This is a genomic window from Actinomyces stomatis (assembly GCF_031292835.1).
Lineage (GTDB): Bacteria > Actinomycetota > Actinomycetes > Actinomycetales > Actinomycetaceae > Actinomyces > Actinomyces stomatis.
Window position 1 is genome coordinate 235,854 of the sequence record NZ_JASPEP010000002.1, and the last position, 14,574, is coordinate 250,427.

11 protein-coding genes are annotated in these 14,574 nt (G+C 67.3%); 2 read left to right on the plus strand and 9 right to left on the minus strand.

Annotation, left to right across the window (positions count from 1 at the left end; genetic code table 11):
• Positions 1–25 precede the first annotated feature (25 nt).
• Positions 26–865, minus strand: a complete 840-nt coding sequence (locus RIV12_RS02310) for a peptidase inhibitor family I36 protein (protein ID WP_081380152.1) — start codon at positions 863–865, stop codon at positions 26–28.
• A 450-nt stretch (positions 866–1,315) separates the two neighbouring features.
• Between RIV12_RS02310 and RIV12_RS02315 the strand changes: the two genes are divergently transcribed.
• Complete coding sequence (locus tag RIV12_RS02315; protein ID WP_309321918.1) at positions 1,316–2,092, plus strand: hypothetical protein; 777 nt, start codon at positions 1,316–1,318, stop codon at positions 2,090–2,092.
• An 82-nt stretch (positions 2,093–2,174) separates the two neighbouring features.
• Here the strand turns inward: RIV12_RS02315 and RIV12_RS02320 are convergent, their stop codons facing one another.
• The 5 genes from RIV12_RS02320 to RIV12_RS02340 all read right to left on the minus strand — a co-directional run bounded on the left by RIV12_RS02320 (position 2,175) and on the right by RIV12_RS02340 (position 9,336).
• Positions 2,175–2,999, minus strand: a complete 825-nt coding sequence (locus RIV12_RS02320) for a fumarylacetoacetate hydrolase family protein (protein ID WP_309321920.1) — start codon at positions 2,997–2,999, stop codon at positions 2,175–2,177.
• Between the two features lie 25 nt (positions 3,000–3,024).
• Positions 3,025–4,620: an alanine/glycine:cation symporter family protein gene (locus tag RIV12_RS02325; RefSeq protein ID WP_309321922.1), complete on the minus strand. Its 1,596-nt coding sequence runs from the start codon at positions 4,618–4,620 to the stop codon at positions 3,025–3,027.
• A 239-nt stretch (positions 4,621–4,859) separates the two neighbouring features.
• Positions 4,860–6,335, minus strand: a complete 1,476-nt coding sequence (locus RIV12_RS02330; RefSeq protein ID WP_309321924.1) for an alanine/glycine:cation symporter family protein — start codon at positions 6,333–6,335, stop codon at positions 4,860–4,862.
• A 5-nt stretch (positions 6,336–6,340) separates the two neighbouring features.
• The gene (locus RIV12_RS02335) at positions 6,341–7,795 is read right to left on the minus strand and encodes an alanine/glycine:cation symporter family protein (RefSeq protein ID WP_309321926.1); all 1,455 of its coding nucleotides are present in this window, start codon (positions 7,793–7,795) and stop codon (positions 6,341–6,343) included.
• Complete coding sequence (locus tag RIV12_RS02340; RefSeq protein WP_309321928.1) at positions 7,792–9,336, minus strand: alanine/glycine:cation symporter family protein; 1,545 nt, start codon at positions 9,334–9,336, stop codon at positions 7,792–7,794. Before RIV12_RS02340 ends, RIV12_RS02335 begins: the two co-directional genes overlap by 4 nt.
• A gap of 209 nt (positions 9,337–9,545) precedes the next feature.
• Between RIV12_RS02340 and RIV12_RS02345 the strand changes: the two genes are divergently transcribed.
• A complete protein-coding gene (locus RIV12_RS02345) occupies positions 9,546–12,212 on the plus strand; it encodes a DEAD/DEAH box helicase (RefSeq protein WP_309321977.1) in 2,667 nt (888 codons plus the stop codon).
• On the opposite strand, the gene RIV12_RS02350 is transcribed toward RIV12_RS02345, so the two are convergent.
• The 3 genes from RIV12_RS02350 to mmuM form a co-directional block, all read right to left on the minus strand.
• Positions 12,209–12,844 (minus strand): GyrI-like domain-containing protein, encoded by a 636-nt coding sequence (locus tag RIV12_RS02350; RefSeq protein ID WP_309321929.1) that lies wholly within the window; start codon positions 12,842–12,844, stop codon positions 12,209–12,211. The two genes, RIV12_RS02345 and RIV12_RS02350, sit on opposite strands and share 4 nt — an antisense overlap.
• Positions 12,834–13,352, minus strand: coding sequence for a PadR family transcriptional regulator (locus tag RIV12_RS02355; RefSeq protein WP_309321931.1), 519 nt, complete (start codon positions 13,350–13,352; stop codon positions 12,834–12,836). The genes RIV12_RS02350 and RIV12_RS02355 overlap by 11 nt, the downstream gene beginning before the upstream one ends.
• An 86-nt stretch (positions 13,353–13,438) precedes the next feature.
• On the minus strand, positions 13,439–14,416 hold the full coding sequence (gene mmuM, locus RIV12_RS02360) for a homocysteine S-methyltransferase (protein ID WP_309321932.1): 978 nt from the start codon (positions 14,414–14,416) through the stop codon (positions 13,439–13,441).
• Positions 14,417–14,574 lie beyond the last annotated feature (158 nt).

Here is a 14,574-nt window from a genome sequence, read left to right on the forward strand (position 1 = left end):
TGCACGCGGCCGATCCATCGCCCGATCAGTACTCGTTTCCAGGGTGCTGCATCGAGATGTGCACGTGGTCCATGTGGTTGGCGGTCGCGTTGGCGCGCTTCTTCATCTGCCTCCATCCCTCACTGGACCTGGCGATGTTGTAGATCCTCTGGTGGTGAATGACGTAGAGCACCTCGAGCGAGCCGGCGTTGTCCTTCGCCCACTCCGCGACCCTCTGACGCTCCGAGTCCGGCCCCCAGCAATCGAGTGCGTTGCCCGTGTAGTGGTCCGACTTGCGGTCCCCGGTCTCGTAGGTGTTGCACTCGATATTCGGGAACTGCTGCTGAATCTTGTCCTTTAGCCACTGCGTGCGAGGCGTGTAGCCGCCGTTGGCGCCCATCGCCCCGGCGTAGGGGTTCTTCATGGAACCCGTCGCGGGCGGTGGCTGAGTGCTGTCCGACGATCCGCCATCGCCGATGCGGTGGGAGGCGTTCTGGTTCTTCAGCGTGGAGTTGAGGTTGACCGAGGCTCCCGCAGGAATGGTCTGAGTGGCCCCCTTGTAGTTGGAGTTGTAGTAAACCGTCACCGGCTTATCGGTACGGTTGGTGACCGAGGCCACCTGATTCTTCATACACTCCCCCTTACCGTTACCGGCCCCCTTGAACTCATAGCACCGGGGCTGAGAGCTCCCATAGTTTCCAACTGAGTCTGTGAAGTCGGAGACCGACCCCTGCTGATTACTGTTGTAGTAGAAGCAGACCTCACCGGAGTCACAGACACCGTCACGCCCCGCCGCGCTGGCCGCCGACGCCGGCACCGCAAGCGCACTGGCCAAAACCAGCATCGAGGCCCCTGCAGCAATATGCCGAGCAAGCATTGTCCTCATAGCAACGACTTCCTTCCTTTCCGTCAGCATGTTCTGACGATCATGTCTTGCTCCGGATTCATATCCGGACCCCGGAACACTAAGGCGAGATCAATCACCCGACCATCGAGGTCAACCCCTATTGACATTCTCATTCACGTTTTGTACGGAGTTATTCCGCGTAGGTGTCAACACCCATTGACTATGGCCCGCATGTGGCGTAACCACCCCGCTGCTCCGAGGACGGGTACCCCGCCCCATCGCGCTCAGCACTCAGGCGAAATAACGTTGCGTCCATGAGCTCATGATGTCGCCGCCAGGAAGTTCTCGCGGCTCCCATCAGAGGCGACGACACCCCAATCCGTTCGGGACGATTCCCACTTAGCATTTCTTGGAGGCCCCATGTCCCCGACCCGGCGTTCCGCGGCACGCTCCACCACCCACCGCCGATCAGCACTCAGACTCCCCCTTGTGGCCGGGCTCAGCCTCGCCCTGGCCGTCCCGGCTCTCGCCGCGTGCCAGGACGAGTCCGGCCCCGCGCGCCCCAGCACCTCCAGCAGTGAGTCACCATCCACCAGCGCGACCGACAAGAGCACGAGTCCGTCGGGCAAGTCCTCCAAGGCGGGCAAGAACAGCAACGTCGAGTACGTTCCCTCTTGGGAGTTCCCGCAGTCCCAGTCCGGTTGGAAGGTGACCGTCTACGACACCGACGGCAAGAACAAGATGGACAAGCAGAACGGCTGCGTGTTCACCGCGACGCAGAACCTGTACGACAAGAACACGCAGGGTGATCGCACCGAGTCGGACTATCAAGCGGAGACCACGGTCAACGCCTATCAGCAGTCGTCGGACTTCACGAATGTCTCCTTCGAGCCCACCAAGGATGACTTCTCCCTGGTCAAGGACACCGATGGTCACGCCATCGAGACCAAACGACTGGACTTCACGTACACCGGAGCCGACCACAAGGACTACAAGCTCACCAGGTTCGTCCGTGTTTTCGGCACGACAGGCACGCCCGTCGTGCTCCAGGCGATGTACGCCTGCCCCGTTGATGCTTACTCCTCCAGTGAGATGGAGACGCTGTTGAAGGCCACACCGATCAGTAATCCCGGCCCGGCCGACATGGATGAGGCCGGATCCGGTGACGGCTCCGGCAAGGACGGCAAGAGCAACGACAAGAAGAGCGAATCCGAGGACAGGAAGAGCGACGAGAAGGGCTCAGGCGGCTCGTCCAAGGACACCTGATCGGGCCACCGGCTCTCCATGGCCGAGAAGCAACACCGACACTCACCGGCATAGTTGCTCCGTGAGGAGCGACCGCGTCGGTTCAGCGGCGGACCACTGGGTTGGAGAAGGAGCCGATGCCCTCAACCTCGACCTGGACACGCTGACCGGCTCGGATCTCGCCGACTCCCGCCGGCGTGCCGGTAAGAATGACGTCGCCGGGCAGGAGGGTGAAGATCGTCGATATGTAGGAGATCAGCTCGGGAATCGTACGGATCATGTCCGTGGTCCGCCCCTCCTGGACGAGGAGGCCGTCGACCCGGGCGCGTACCGCCGCATCACCGGGCGAGAAGAGGGGCTCACGGCCGGGCTCGGGAACCTCGATCCACGGCCCCAGGGGGCAGGAGGTGTCGAACGCCTTGGCCCGCACCCACTGCGGCTCGATGCGCTGGCGGTCCCGGGCCGAGACATCGTTGGCGACCGTGTAGCCCAGGATGACGTCGTCGGCGTGGTCGATGGGGACGTCCTTGGCGAGGGTCTTGATGATGACGGCGAGCTCTGCCTCGTAGTGGATCTCCTCGCTCCAGGAAGGCAGGACGATGGGAGCGTCCGGGCCGATGACGGAGGTGTTGGGCTTGAGGAAGACGACCGGATCGCGGGGCGGCTCGCTCTCCCCCATCTCGGTGATGTGGCTCGCGTAGTTCTTCCCGACCCCCACGACCTTGGAGCGGGGAATGACCGGCGACAGGAGCCTGGCCTCACGCAGCTCGACGACCTCACCGGTGGCCTCGGGCAGGGAGTAGAGGGGGTCTCCCTTGAGGACCAGGAGGTGCCCCTCGGACTCGCCCGAGGCGACCTCTCCCTCGGGCAGGCCCTGGACGATGCCGTAGCGGGGCTCATCACCGGTCGAGAAGCGCGCGATCTTCATGGGCCTCAGCCTAGCGCTGTTGGGCTCAGCTGCCCGAGGCCTCCTCGAGTGCGGCGCGACGCTCCGTGATGGCGGCGTGGGCAGCACCATCGACGGCCCAGATGTCTCCGGGGAGCGTGCCGGGCAGGTAGGGGTTGTCAGTGGCGATGAAGCGGATCTCGTCCTTCTCACCGGCCTCGACGGCGCGGCGCTGGGCCTCCCAGTCGCGCAGGGCCCCGAAGGCCCAGCCTCCCAGGGCGAGAATGGAGACCATGTTGATGACGGTCATCGCCCCCATGACGAGGTCGGAGAGGTTCCACACGAAGGTGAGGGTGGACAGGGAGCCGACGGCGGTGGCCACGATGATCATGGCCCGCAGGGCGTAGTGCTTGTGCTGCCTGCCCTGGAGGTAGTCCATGTTGACCTGCGCGTAGGTGTAGTTGCCCAGGAGTGAGGAGTAGGCGAAGACGAAGATGATGATGGCCATGAGGTACTGCGCCCAGCCGCCGAGCACGTTGGTGACCGATGCCGAGGTCAGGGTGTTGGCGGCTGCATTCGCGGTATCCGGGTCGGCTTGAGCGGCCGCCGGGTCATAGACCCCGGAGAGCAGGACGATGAGGGCGGTGACGGTGCACACCACGATCGTGTCAACGAAGACGCCCAGGGACTGCACGAAGCCCTGCTGCACGGGGTGGGAGACGGTCGCCGTGGCGGCGATGTTGGGAACCGATCCCTCGCCCGCCTCGTTGGAGAACAGCCCGCGCTTGACGCCGTTGAGCGCGGCGGCGAAGAGGCCGCCGGCGGTTCCGGCGAAGGCCTGGTTGAGCCCGAAGGCACCCTCGAAGATGGAGATGATCGCACCCGGGATCGCGCTGGCGTGCAGCACCAGAATGGTCACAGCGATGAGGGCGTAGACCACCGTCATGATCGGCACGAGCCATTCCGAGACCGCAGCGACCGACTTGATGCCCTTGAAGATGATCGGCGTGGTGATGACGACCAGGCCGACGGCGGTCATCCACGGCTCAATGTGGAAGGTGCTCTTCATCGTGGCGGCGATGGTATTGGCCTGAGTGGCCTCGTAGGCGAAACCGAAGACGAAGGTGATGACGACGGCGAAGACCCGGGCGGCGGGCTTGGATCCCAGACCGCGCTGGATGTAGTAGGCGGGGCCACCACGGAAGGAGCCGTCCGGGTGGGTGACCTTGTAGAGCTGAGCGAGGGTGGCCTCAATGAATCCGGTGGCCATGCCTACCAGCGCCACGATCCACATCCAGAACACGGCTCCGGGGCCACCCATGGTGATGGCGATGGCCACGCCCACGATGTTGCCGGTGCCCACTCGGGACGCCAGCCCGACGGCGAAGGCCTGGAAGGAGGAGATCCCGCCCTCGTTGCTGTCACGGGAGGAGGTGATGGCCCGCACCATGTAGGGAAAGAGTCGCAGCTGCACGAACCCGGTTCGTACGGTGAAGTACAGACCACCCAGCACGAGGAGCCAGGCGAGCAGGTAGAGGAACAGGTGACCGGAGGCCTTGTCCAGGATGTCCGCGCCTTCGGTGAAGAAGGACTCCAAGGATGCGGTCCAGCTGTTGTCTGCGCTGGATGCCGCACTGTTCAAGGAAGCCAGAACCGATTGCACGTGAGAACCTCCGTAGGGGTGGGACGACGGCGCAGGCGAGGTGGGCGATAGACGGGTGAACAGCACGGGGATCGACCGTACCGGGGCACGCCTCCCGCCCAGGTCCGCTCCTCTTCCGAGAGGGGCGGGCACCGTATTCGCGAAGGCTACGGATACAGTGTTTCAATTCAGTGACGACCCTGTGGCATTGCTGCCACATGTGCACGAGGCGGTGCGGTGCTGCTCGCGGGAGCGCTGATCTACCGGCTGGCCGAGTGGTCCCATGCGCCTTCCGGCAGAGGCGCCGGAAGGTACTGAGAGTCCCCGCGGAAGGCCGCCTGGTCGTCGTCCGAGGTCGACGAGCTCCGCCTTGCCTCCCAGTCCCTCAACGCGCCGACGACCCATCGGCTCAGGAGCACCAGCGCAACGAGGTTGATGATGGCGCCGATGCCGAGGAGCACGTCCGCCAGAGTCCACACGGTGGTCAGCTGCTGCACGCTCCCGACACCGGCGCAGACGACGGCGCCGATCTGGAGCGCGCGCGAGACCCCGGGACGGTCGGAGAGGTAGTCGAGGCAGACCTGGGCGTAGGAGAAGGCCCCGATGATGGTGGTGTAGGCCAGGACGACGACGAGCAGCGCCATGGGCCAGCGGCTCCACTCCCCCACGAGGTGGGCGATGGCGTCCTGGGTCAGAGTTCCCGCGCGTTCCTTGGCGCTCGTCCCGGGCTGGAGGACGTCTGCGCCCGCGACCAGGATCGCCAGCGCCGTCGCCGTGCAGACGAACAGGGTGTCCACCACGACCCCGAAGGCCTGAATGAATCCCTGCTGGACGGGGTGACTCACGGTGGCCGAGCCCGCGGCGCAGGCGGCCCCTCCCAGTCCCGCCTCATTGGAGAACAGGCCGCGGCGCACGCCATTGAGCAGTGCGGCGGTCACTCCGCCGGCCAGGCCGCCCAGCCCCTGCCGTAGGCCGAATGCCCCCTCGATGATGGAGCGCAGCGCCTCCCACGCCTGGACCGGGTGGGTCAGGAGGATGGCCAGAACCAGCACCAGGTAGGCCAGGGCCATGAACGGGGCGAGGTACTCCGCCACGCGGGCCATGGCGCGCAGGCCCCCCAGGAGGACCGGGGCGGTCAGGGCCACGACGAGGACGGCTCCCAGGCTCGGCGAGAGCCCCCCTGCCCCCTGGAGGGAGGCGGTGATGGCGTTGGCCTGCACCATGGGCATGACCAGGCCGTTGGCGATGAGGAAGACGACGGCGAACACCCCGCCCAGGATCGGCAGCCTCAGTCCTCGCGAGATGTAGTAGGCGGGACCGCCACGGAAGGTGCCGTCCGGGCGACGCACCTTGAACAGCTGGGCGAGCGTCGCCTCGCTGAAGGCGGTGGCGGTTCCCAGGATCGCCACGAGCCACATCCACAGCACGGCTCCGGGCCCACCCATGATGAGTGCCAGTGCGACCCCGACGATGTTTCCGGTCCCCACCCGGCAGGCCAGTCCGACGGCGAAGGCCTGGAAGGAGGTGATACCGCCATGGCTCCCGTCACGTGATCCGACCACCGAGGCGGCGATCGCGTCGGTGTGCCGCAGTTGGACGGCCCGGGTTCTGACGGTGAAGAAGATGCCCGCGCCGATGAGGAGCCACATGAGGCCCCAGGAGTAGAGCATGTCGGAGACGGAGGCCAGGACGGCGTCGACCTGGCCCATCCATGAGAAGCGCCCCAGAGATGGCATGAGAATCAGCCCCGCTTCACCACGTCGTCGGGCTCCCAGATGCCGGGGACCACATCACCGGGCAGGAGGGAGTTGCCATGGCCCACGAAGGCGGGCTCGGTGATGCCCCGGGCACGCTGGGACTCGAAGTCCCGCAGGGCTCCGATGACCCAGGGGGCCAGCCGGACAATGACGACGAGGTTGAGCACGCCCAGGAGCCCCAGGGCGATGTCGGACAGGGCCCAGACGACAGGCAGAGTCAGCACGGTGCCGCCGAAGGCCGCAGCGGTCAGGACGATCCCGAAGATCTGCTCGGACCGGCGCTCTCCGCCCAGGAAGTTGACGTTGACCTGTGCGTAGGAGTAGCAGCCCAGCACCGTGGAGAAGACCAGGACGAAGATGAGCACCACCATGGGCCAGGTGGTCCAGGCACCCAGGTGCTCGGCAACGGCCTGCTGGGTGAGGATCGCTCCGACCAGGGAGTCATCGCCGGGGCGGTAGGTCTTGGTGGTCAGCAGGATGAGCAGGCCGGTGGCCGTACACACGAGGATCGTGTCGACGAAGACACCGAAGGACTGGATGAGGCCCTGTCGCACGGGGTGGGCGACGGTCGCGGTCCCGGCGGCATTGGGGACGGTTCCGAGCCCGGCCTCGTTGGAGAACAGCCCACGACGCACGCCGTTGAGCAGCGCCGCGAGGATTCCTCCTGCGGTGCCGAAGAGGGCCTGGTTGAGGCCGAAGGCTCCTTCAAGGACGCTCCCAAGGACCTCCGGGAGCCTGCCGATGTTGAGGATGATAACCACCGCGGCCATGAGCACGTAGGCCAGCGCCATGATGGGGGCGAGCCACTCCGCGACGCGGGCCACGAGCCGGACCCCGCCCAGAACCACGGGAGCGGTCAGCAGAACGAGGAAGACCCCGACCATCCAGCCCGAGACGCTGGGGACAGTGGCGGTGATGACCTGGGCCAGCGAGTTCGTCTGCACCATGACCACCGTGACACCGACCGAGACGATGCAGATGGCGGCGAAGATCTTGCCCCACAGAGCCGATCCCAGACCGTTCTTGATGTAGTATGCGGGGCCCCCGCGGAAGGTGAAGTCCCGGCCGCGCTCCTTGAAGATCTGAGCGAGTGTGGACTCCACGAAGCTGGTGGCCATCCCGATGAGGGCGACGATCCACATCCAGAACAGGGCGCCGGGGCCGCCGGCCACAACGGCCAGGGCGACTCCGGCGATGTTCCCGATGCCGACGCGAGCTGCCAGTCCCACGGCGAAGGCCTGGAAGGAGGAGATGCCGCCCTGCGCACCGGAGCGGGACCCGGACAACGAGTTGACCATGGTGCCGAAGTGGCGCAGCTGGACCAGGTGAGTACGAGCGGTCAGGTAGAGGCCGACCAGGATGAGCAGGGCGGCAAGAAGGTAGGTGTAGAAGAAGTCGTCGACGGAGTTGAGCAGGCTCTCGATACTGGTGAGGTTCATGCGTCGGCTCCTGTCGAGGCGGCGGGCTGGCTGCTGGCCGGTGTTGCTGCGGGAACACCGTCGGCGGTGCTGTCCGTCTCGGACAGGTTGGCCCTCTCACCGGTCCAGACGTCACCGGGGAGGTCACCCGGCAGGTAGGGGTTGCCCACGCCGTTGAACAGGGGGGCGACTCGTCCCGCCGCGCGCTGGGCGTCCCAGTCCCTGAGCGCCCCCACGCCCCAGCGGGCCAGCCAGATGAGGGCGACCAGGTTGGTCAGGGTCATGATGGCCATGGTGATGTCGACGGTGTTCCACACGACGGTCAGAGTGGCGAGGGCTCCCAGCCCGGTGGAGACCACCGAGACGAGACGGGGCAGCCAGCGCCATGCGGGCCGCTCGGAGATGAAGGTCATGGAGACCTCGGAGTAGGTGGCTGCGGCGATGATGGAGGAGAAGGCCAGGACGAAGATGACGATGGCCATGGGAACGGCCGTCCAGCTGCCGAGGGTGACGGCGACCGCGTCGGAGGTCAAGGTTCCCGCGGCGTCAGGGGTCAGCTTGCCGGCCTGGACGAGGGCGGGGCTGTAGACGCCGGAGACCAGGATGATGAAGGCGGTCGCGGTGCACACGATGATGGTGTCGACGAACACGCCGAGGGACTGGATGAGCCCCTGCTGGACGGGGTGGGCCACGGTGGCGGTGGCGGCGGCGAAGGGGGCGGTGCCCTGCCCGGCCTCGTTGGAGAACAGGCCGCGGCGGGTCCCGTTGGTCAGGGCGGCGATGATGCCTCCGGTCACCCCGCCGGCGAAGGGTGCCGGGCCGAAGGCTGAGAAGACGATGGTGCTCAGAAGACCCGGGAGCTGCGTGATGTGGAGGGCCACGATGACAACGGCCATGGCCACGTAGACCAGGGCCATGATGGGCGCCATCCACTCGGTGACGCGGGCGACCCGACGCACTCCGCCCAGGATGACCAGGGCTGCCAGCCCCACCAGTACCGCGGCGGCGACGCTCGGGGGCAGGTTCAGCGGGGAGCCCGGGCCGATGACGCCGGCAACGGCGTTGGACTGGACCATGATGATGGAGAAGCCGCAGGTGAAGATCGTCAGCCCCGCGAAGGCGACACCCAGGGTGCGGCTGTGCAGCCCGCGCGCCATGTAGTAGGCGGGCCCGCCACGGAAGGAGCCGTCGGTGTGGCGGACTTTGAACATCTGGGCCAGGGTCGCCTCGAAGAAGGCGGTGGCCATGCCGACCAGGGCGACGACCCACATCCAGAAGATCGCGCCGGGGCCGCCCAGGATGAGGGCGGCGGCCACCCCGAAGACATTGCCGATACCGACACGGGCGGCCAGGGAGATCGTGAAGGCTTGGAAGGAGGAGATGCCTCCTTGAGCCCCGGAACGCGATCCGGCCACCTGGCGGAACATGTCCGGCAGGCGGCGGAGCTGCACGAAGCCGGTGCGGACGGTCAGCAGGATCCCGGTACCGACGAGCACCCACATAGTGATGTGGAGCGTGATCCAGTCCGAGACCGCCTCGAGCTGAGCAGCGAGGACATCCATGGGAGATTCAGCCTTTCACGGTGTCGCGACAGGTGGGGACGGCCCGCATGCTCTCATGAATCGGCGCCCGGAACATAGTGCGGTCGTTCCTCAGGACGCGGACGCGGCTCGCCAGCATCGGATTCCCGCGAGCCTCCCGGATCATTCACTGTCCAGCCCCGTGAGACGATGACGCCGTGACCTCCCAGACTGCTCCGGCCCTCAACGCGATGCTCGACGCCCTCATTCCGGCTGATGATCCCGAGCGCGTCCCCGAGCCCGAGGAGGTCTACCTGGCCTTCTCGAACTGGGCGGAGACGACCGGCCGCCCCCTCTACCCGCACCAGGATGAGGCGCTGTCGGAGATCCTGGAGGATCGCCACGTCATTGCCGCCACCCCGACCGGTTCGGGCAAGTCGATGATCGCGTTGGCCGCCCACACCGCCTCCCTGGCCCGCGGGGGCCGCTCCTACTACACGGCGCCGCTCAAGGCCCTGGTCAGTGAGAAGTTCTTCGAGCTGGTGCGCCTGTTCGGGGCGGACAACGTCGGCATGGTCACCGGGGACACCTCCATCAACGCCGCTGCCCCGATCATCTGCTGCACCGCGGAGATCCTGGCCAACCAGTCCCTGCGCGAGGGCGAGGACATGGACGTGGACTGCGTCATCATGGACGAGTTCCACTACTACGCCGACCCGCAGCGCGGCTGGGCCTGGCAGGTGCCCCTCCTGGAGCTGCCCCAGGCTCAGATGGTGCTGCTGTCGGCCACGCTGGGCGACGTCTCCTTCTTCGTTCGGGACCTGCGCGAGCGCACGGGCCGCGAGGTCGCCGTCGTCGACGACGCCGTGCGGCCGGTTCCCCTGGAGATGGAGTACGTCGTCGAGCCGATCGGTGAGCTGCTTCAGCGCCTGGTGGGGCAGGACAAGGCGCCGGTCTACGTCGTCCACTTCTCCCAGAAGGAGGCGGTGGAACGGGCGACCTCCCTGCTGAGCGTGGATCTGGTGCCCAAGTCCCGCAAGGCCGAGGTCGTGGAGGCGCTCGGTGACTTCCGCTTCGGGGGCGGTTTCGGGGCCACGCTCTCCCGACTGCTGCGCGCCGGTATCGGCGTGCACCATGCGGGTATGCTGCCGCGCTACCGGCGGCTGGTGGAGCGCCTGGCCCGCGAGGGCCTGCTGTCCGTCATCTGCGGCACGGACACGCTCGGGGTGGGGATCAATGTGCCGATCCGCTCGGTGGTCATGACCTCGCTGGTGAAGTTCGACGGATCCAAGGAGCGCCACCTCACCGCTCGCGAGTTCCACCAGATCGCCGGGCGGGCCGGGCGCGCCGGCTTCGACACCCGCGGCTACGTCGTCGTCCAGGCCCCCGAGCACGTCATCGAGAACGCCAAGGCGCTGGCCAAGGCCGGCGACGACGAGCGCAAGCGCCGCAAGATCGTGCGCAAGAAGGCCCCCGAGGGGCGCGTCAACTGGACGGACAAGACCTTCGAGCGGCTGCGCGACGCGGCCCCGGAGACTCTGACCAGCCAGTTCCAGGTCACCACCACCATGGTGCTGAACCTCATGGAGCGCGACGGCGACCCGGTGGCGGCGATGGCAGGCCTCCTGGAGCGCGCCCACGAGCCAGAGGCCCAGCGACGCCGCCACGTGCGCCGCGCCCTGGAGATCTATCTGTCCCTGCGCACGGCGGGCGTCCTGACACATGTCTCCAGCGCCCAGGCCGCCGCCGACGGGCGCCCCCGGCTCCGCCTGGCCGTGGACCTGCCTGCGGACTTCGCCCTCAACCAGCCCCTGGCCCCCTTCGCCCTGGCGGCCATGGACCTGCTGAACGTGGAGTCCCCGGAGCACACGGTCGACGTCGTCAGCGTCGTTGAGGCCACCCTGGACGATCCGCGCCCGCTGCTCTACGCCCAGCAGCGCGCCGCCCGCGGCGAGGCGATCGCCGCGATGAAGGCCGAGGGCATGGACTACGAGGAACGCATGGCCGCCCTGGAGGAGATCACCTGGCCCCAGCCCTTGGCCGAGCTGCTCACTCCTGCCCTGGAGATGTACAAGCAGGCCAACCCGTGGATCGCCGAGCATGAGCTGGCACCGAAGTCGGTGGTGCGCGAGATGGTGGAGAACGCGATGACCTTCTCCGACCTCATCTCCCGCTACGAGCTGGGGCGCAGCGAGGGCGTGGTGCTGCGCTACCTGACCGACGCCTACCGGGCGCTGCGCCAGGTCGTGCCCGAGGAGCACCGCACACCCGAGGTCACCGAGCTCATCGACTGGCTGGGGGCGCTCGTGCGCGCCGTCGACTCCTCCCTGCTCGACGAGTGGGAGGCGCTCGGCCAGGCCCAGGCGGGCAAGGCGGGTGAGATGGCCGGCCTGCTGGAGGCCGATCGTCCCGGCGTGGACGACTCGGCCGGAGTGGAGCGGGCCTTCGGCGCGGGCGAGGACGGGACGGTGGCCTTCACTCGCAACCGTCACGCCTTCCGGGTGGCGGTGCGCCGGGAGATGTTCCGGCGCGTGGAGCTCATGGCGCGCGACGACGTCGAGGCCCTGGGCCGCCTGGATGCCTCCTCCGGATGGGGCGAGGACCGCTGGGACGAGGTGCTGGGCCGCTACTGGGACGAGTACGACTGGATCGGCACGGATACCTCCGCCCGGGCGATCTCACTGGCACCGCTCGACGAGGCCCCCGATGAGACGGCCCTGGCGGCCGCCGGGGTCAGTGAGCGCCTGCGCGAGGCCCTGGAGACCTCCGGCAGGCAGGTGTGGCTGGCCACGCAGGTCCTGGAGGACCCCGACGGCGACCACGACTGGCGTCTGACGGCCCTGGTGGACCTGGCCGAGTGCGACCGGGACAAGCGCGCGGTCGTCCACCTGCTGTCCGTGGGCCCGCGGCAGGGCTAGCCCGCCTCGCTGGTGTCCGCGACCGGTTTCACCGGCTGGCGCAGAACGGTCTTCATCCTCTCCGGAGCCACGCGCCTGGGGTCGCTGAGGTAGATCTCGTGGTGGGGCCCGTTCCAGGTGAGTCCGAGTCGCGGCATGACCTCGTCGTGCAGGCGTGCCAGGGTGGGGGTCTCGTCGTCGTAGGTGCCCACGTGGAGGATCTGCAGCGACCTGCCCTCGCTCAGGGGGAGCTCCTTGAGGACGGAGATGGGCAGCTCGCGCTTCTTGCGTGCCGCCTGCGCCAGCCCTTCGGCGATGTCCTGCGAGGAGACCGCCTCGGGCAGGGGGATCATCATGGTCCAGTCCCACTCCCCCTTGTCTCGGGCGACGAAGGCCGCGTTGTCGGCGCTCGTCCATAGTCCCTCCAAGGGGCCGACGACGAAGTCGTCGCCGGTTCGTTTCTTCAGCACGGCGCGGATCGCGTAGGCGCCTGCGTAGAGCGCCTGGATCGCGGTGGCATAGGCCGGTGAGGTGTTGGGGTCGCCGTGGCCGTCGATGGCCAGGTAGGTCATGGCCGGGACGTCCACCTCTGTGAAGTCGGCTCGCCCCGGCAGGTACAGGTCCTTGCGGTCCTTCTTGATGTCAGTCCTCATCACTGCCTGCTTTCTTGAGAAGGGTTCGGGTCCAGGCGAGATCCGCCTCCTGGCGCAGAATCTCGTAGTCGAAGATGGCCAGGGCGTGCTCCTCGTCGACCTGGGCGCGCAGAGCGCGCAGCTCATCGAGTCTCTTAACGAGCGCCTCGGCGCGCTGTGCGAGGAGGGCCGCAAGCTCGGGATCGTCGAGTCGGGGGTAGGCGTTGAGTGCCGGGAGCACGCCGGCGCAGGGCGGGGCCGGGGCGAGGACGCGTTCAGCGGAGGCCTTTCTCAGCTCACGGCGCCCGGCATCGGTCACCCGGAAAACGGTGCGCCTCCCCTGGGAGCCCTCGTCGGGCTCAAGGAGCCCCCGTTCCGACAGGCGCTTAAGGAGGTAGTACACGGAGGAGAAGGCCAGGGATGTCCACTGGCGGTAGCCGCGCTGCTCGATGACCCGGTCAAGGTCGTAGCCATGGCGTGGCTGCTCGGCAAGGAGCGAGAGGAGAACGATGTCGGCGTCGGATGGCACGCCATTACTCTAGCACTAGAGTAATGGCGTGGTGAGACAACCGCCGGACTGAGTTCACCGTACGGAGACGTCGAAGGGCTACGCGACTACGGGAAGACCGCGCGAGCGAGCTCATAGATCTGGGCTGGACGGGTGCGGCAGCAACCGCCGACGAGCCGCGCCCCGGCGTCGATCCAGGAGGGAGCCAGCGCCGGGATTCCCATTCCTTCGCCTGCGGACTGCCAGGTCTTGGTCACTGGGTCGTAGAGATCGCCGGCATTGGGATAAGCCACCAATGGCTTGCCGGTAGCCGCACGCAGCACCGGTAGTGCTTGGCCGACGACATCGGGGGCCACACAGTTGATACCGACAGCGACAACCATCTCCTCCTGTGCGGCCCAGGCCGCCGCCTCGGCCAGTGACGAGCCATCAGCGAGATGGGCACCGTCGGAGCGCACCTGGAAGGAGACCCAGCACTGGGCCTGCGGAGCGAGGCCCTTCACCATGGCGACGAGCGCCTGCGCCTCGTCCAGGCGCGGAAGCGTCTCCAGGGCGAACAGGTCAATCCCCTCCCCCGCCAGCACCTCGATGCGAGGCAGATGAACCTCCTGGAAACGGGGATCCTCGGGGATGTCGATGTCGTAGGCACCGGTGTACTCACTGCCATCAGCCAGATAGGCCCCATAAGGTCCGAGCCCTCCGGCTACGAGCACCGGCTCCTCGGGGTACTTTTTGCCGAATTGACGGGCCGCCTCCTTGGCCAGACGAGCACCGGCTGCGATGACCTCCCTGGCGCCAGCAGCATTCTCCCCGGACCGGATCAGCGCCGGAAGTGTGGCCTGGTAGGTGTTGGTCGTGATGACGCGGGCTCCGGCGTCCAGATAGTCGGCGTGGACCTCGCGCACGACGTCGGGCGCCGTGGTGAGCGCAAGCGCCGACCACAGCGCGTTGCGGGTGTCGACTCCACGGGCGTCGAGCTCGGTTCCCATCGCCCCGTCCAGAACGACCGGGCCGCGCGTCAGCAGATCAGACAACCGGACCGGTTCACCCCCGAAGGATGTGGCGGATACCGAGAACGTTCGCATTGCGACACGGTATCGGATGGCTCGAGGCGGCACCGGTAGCGTCTCAGGCATGGACCCGGTTACACATCGCCGCGAGCCCGCCGCCTCATCGGCGACCTCCCCCATCCCGCCCCCTCAGTCCCAGCGTGGCAGCCCCGACAGTCAGGGACGTGTCACCG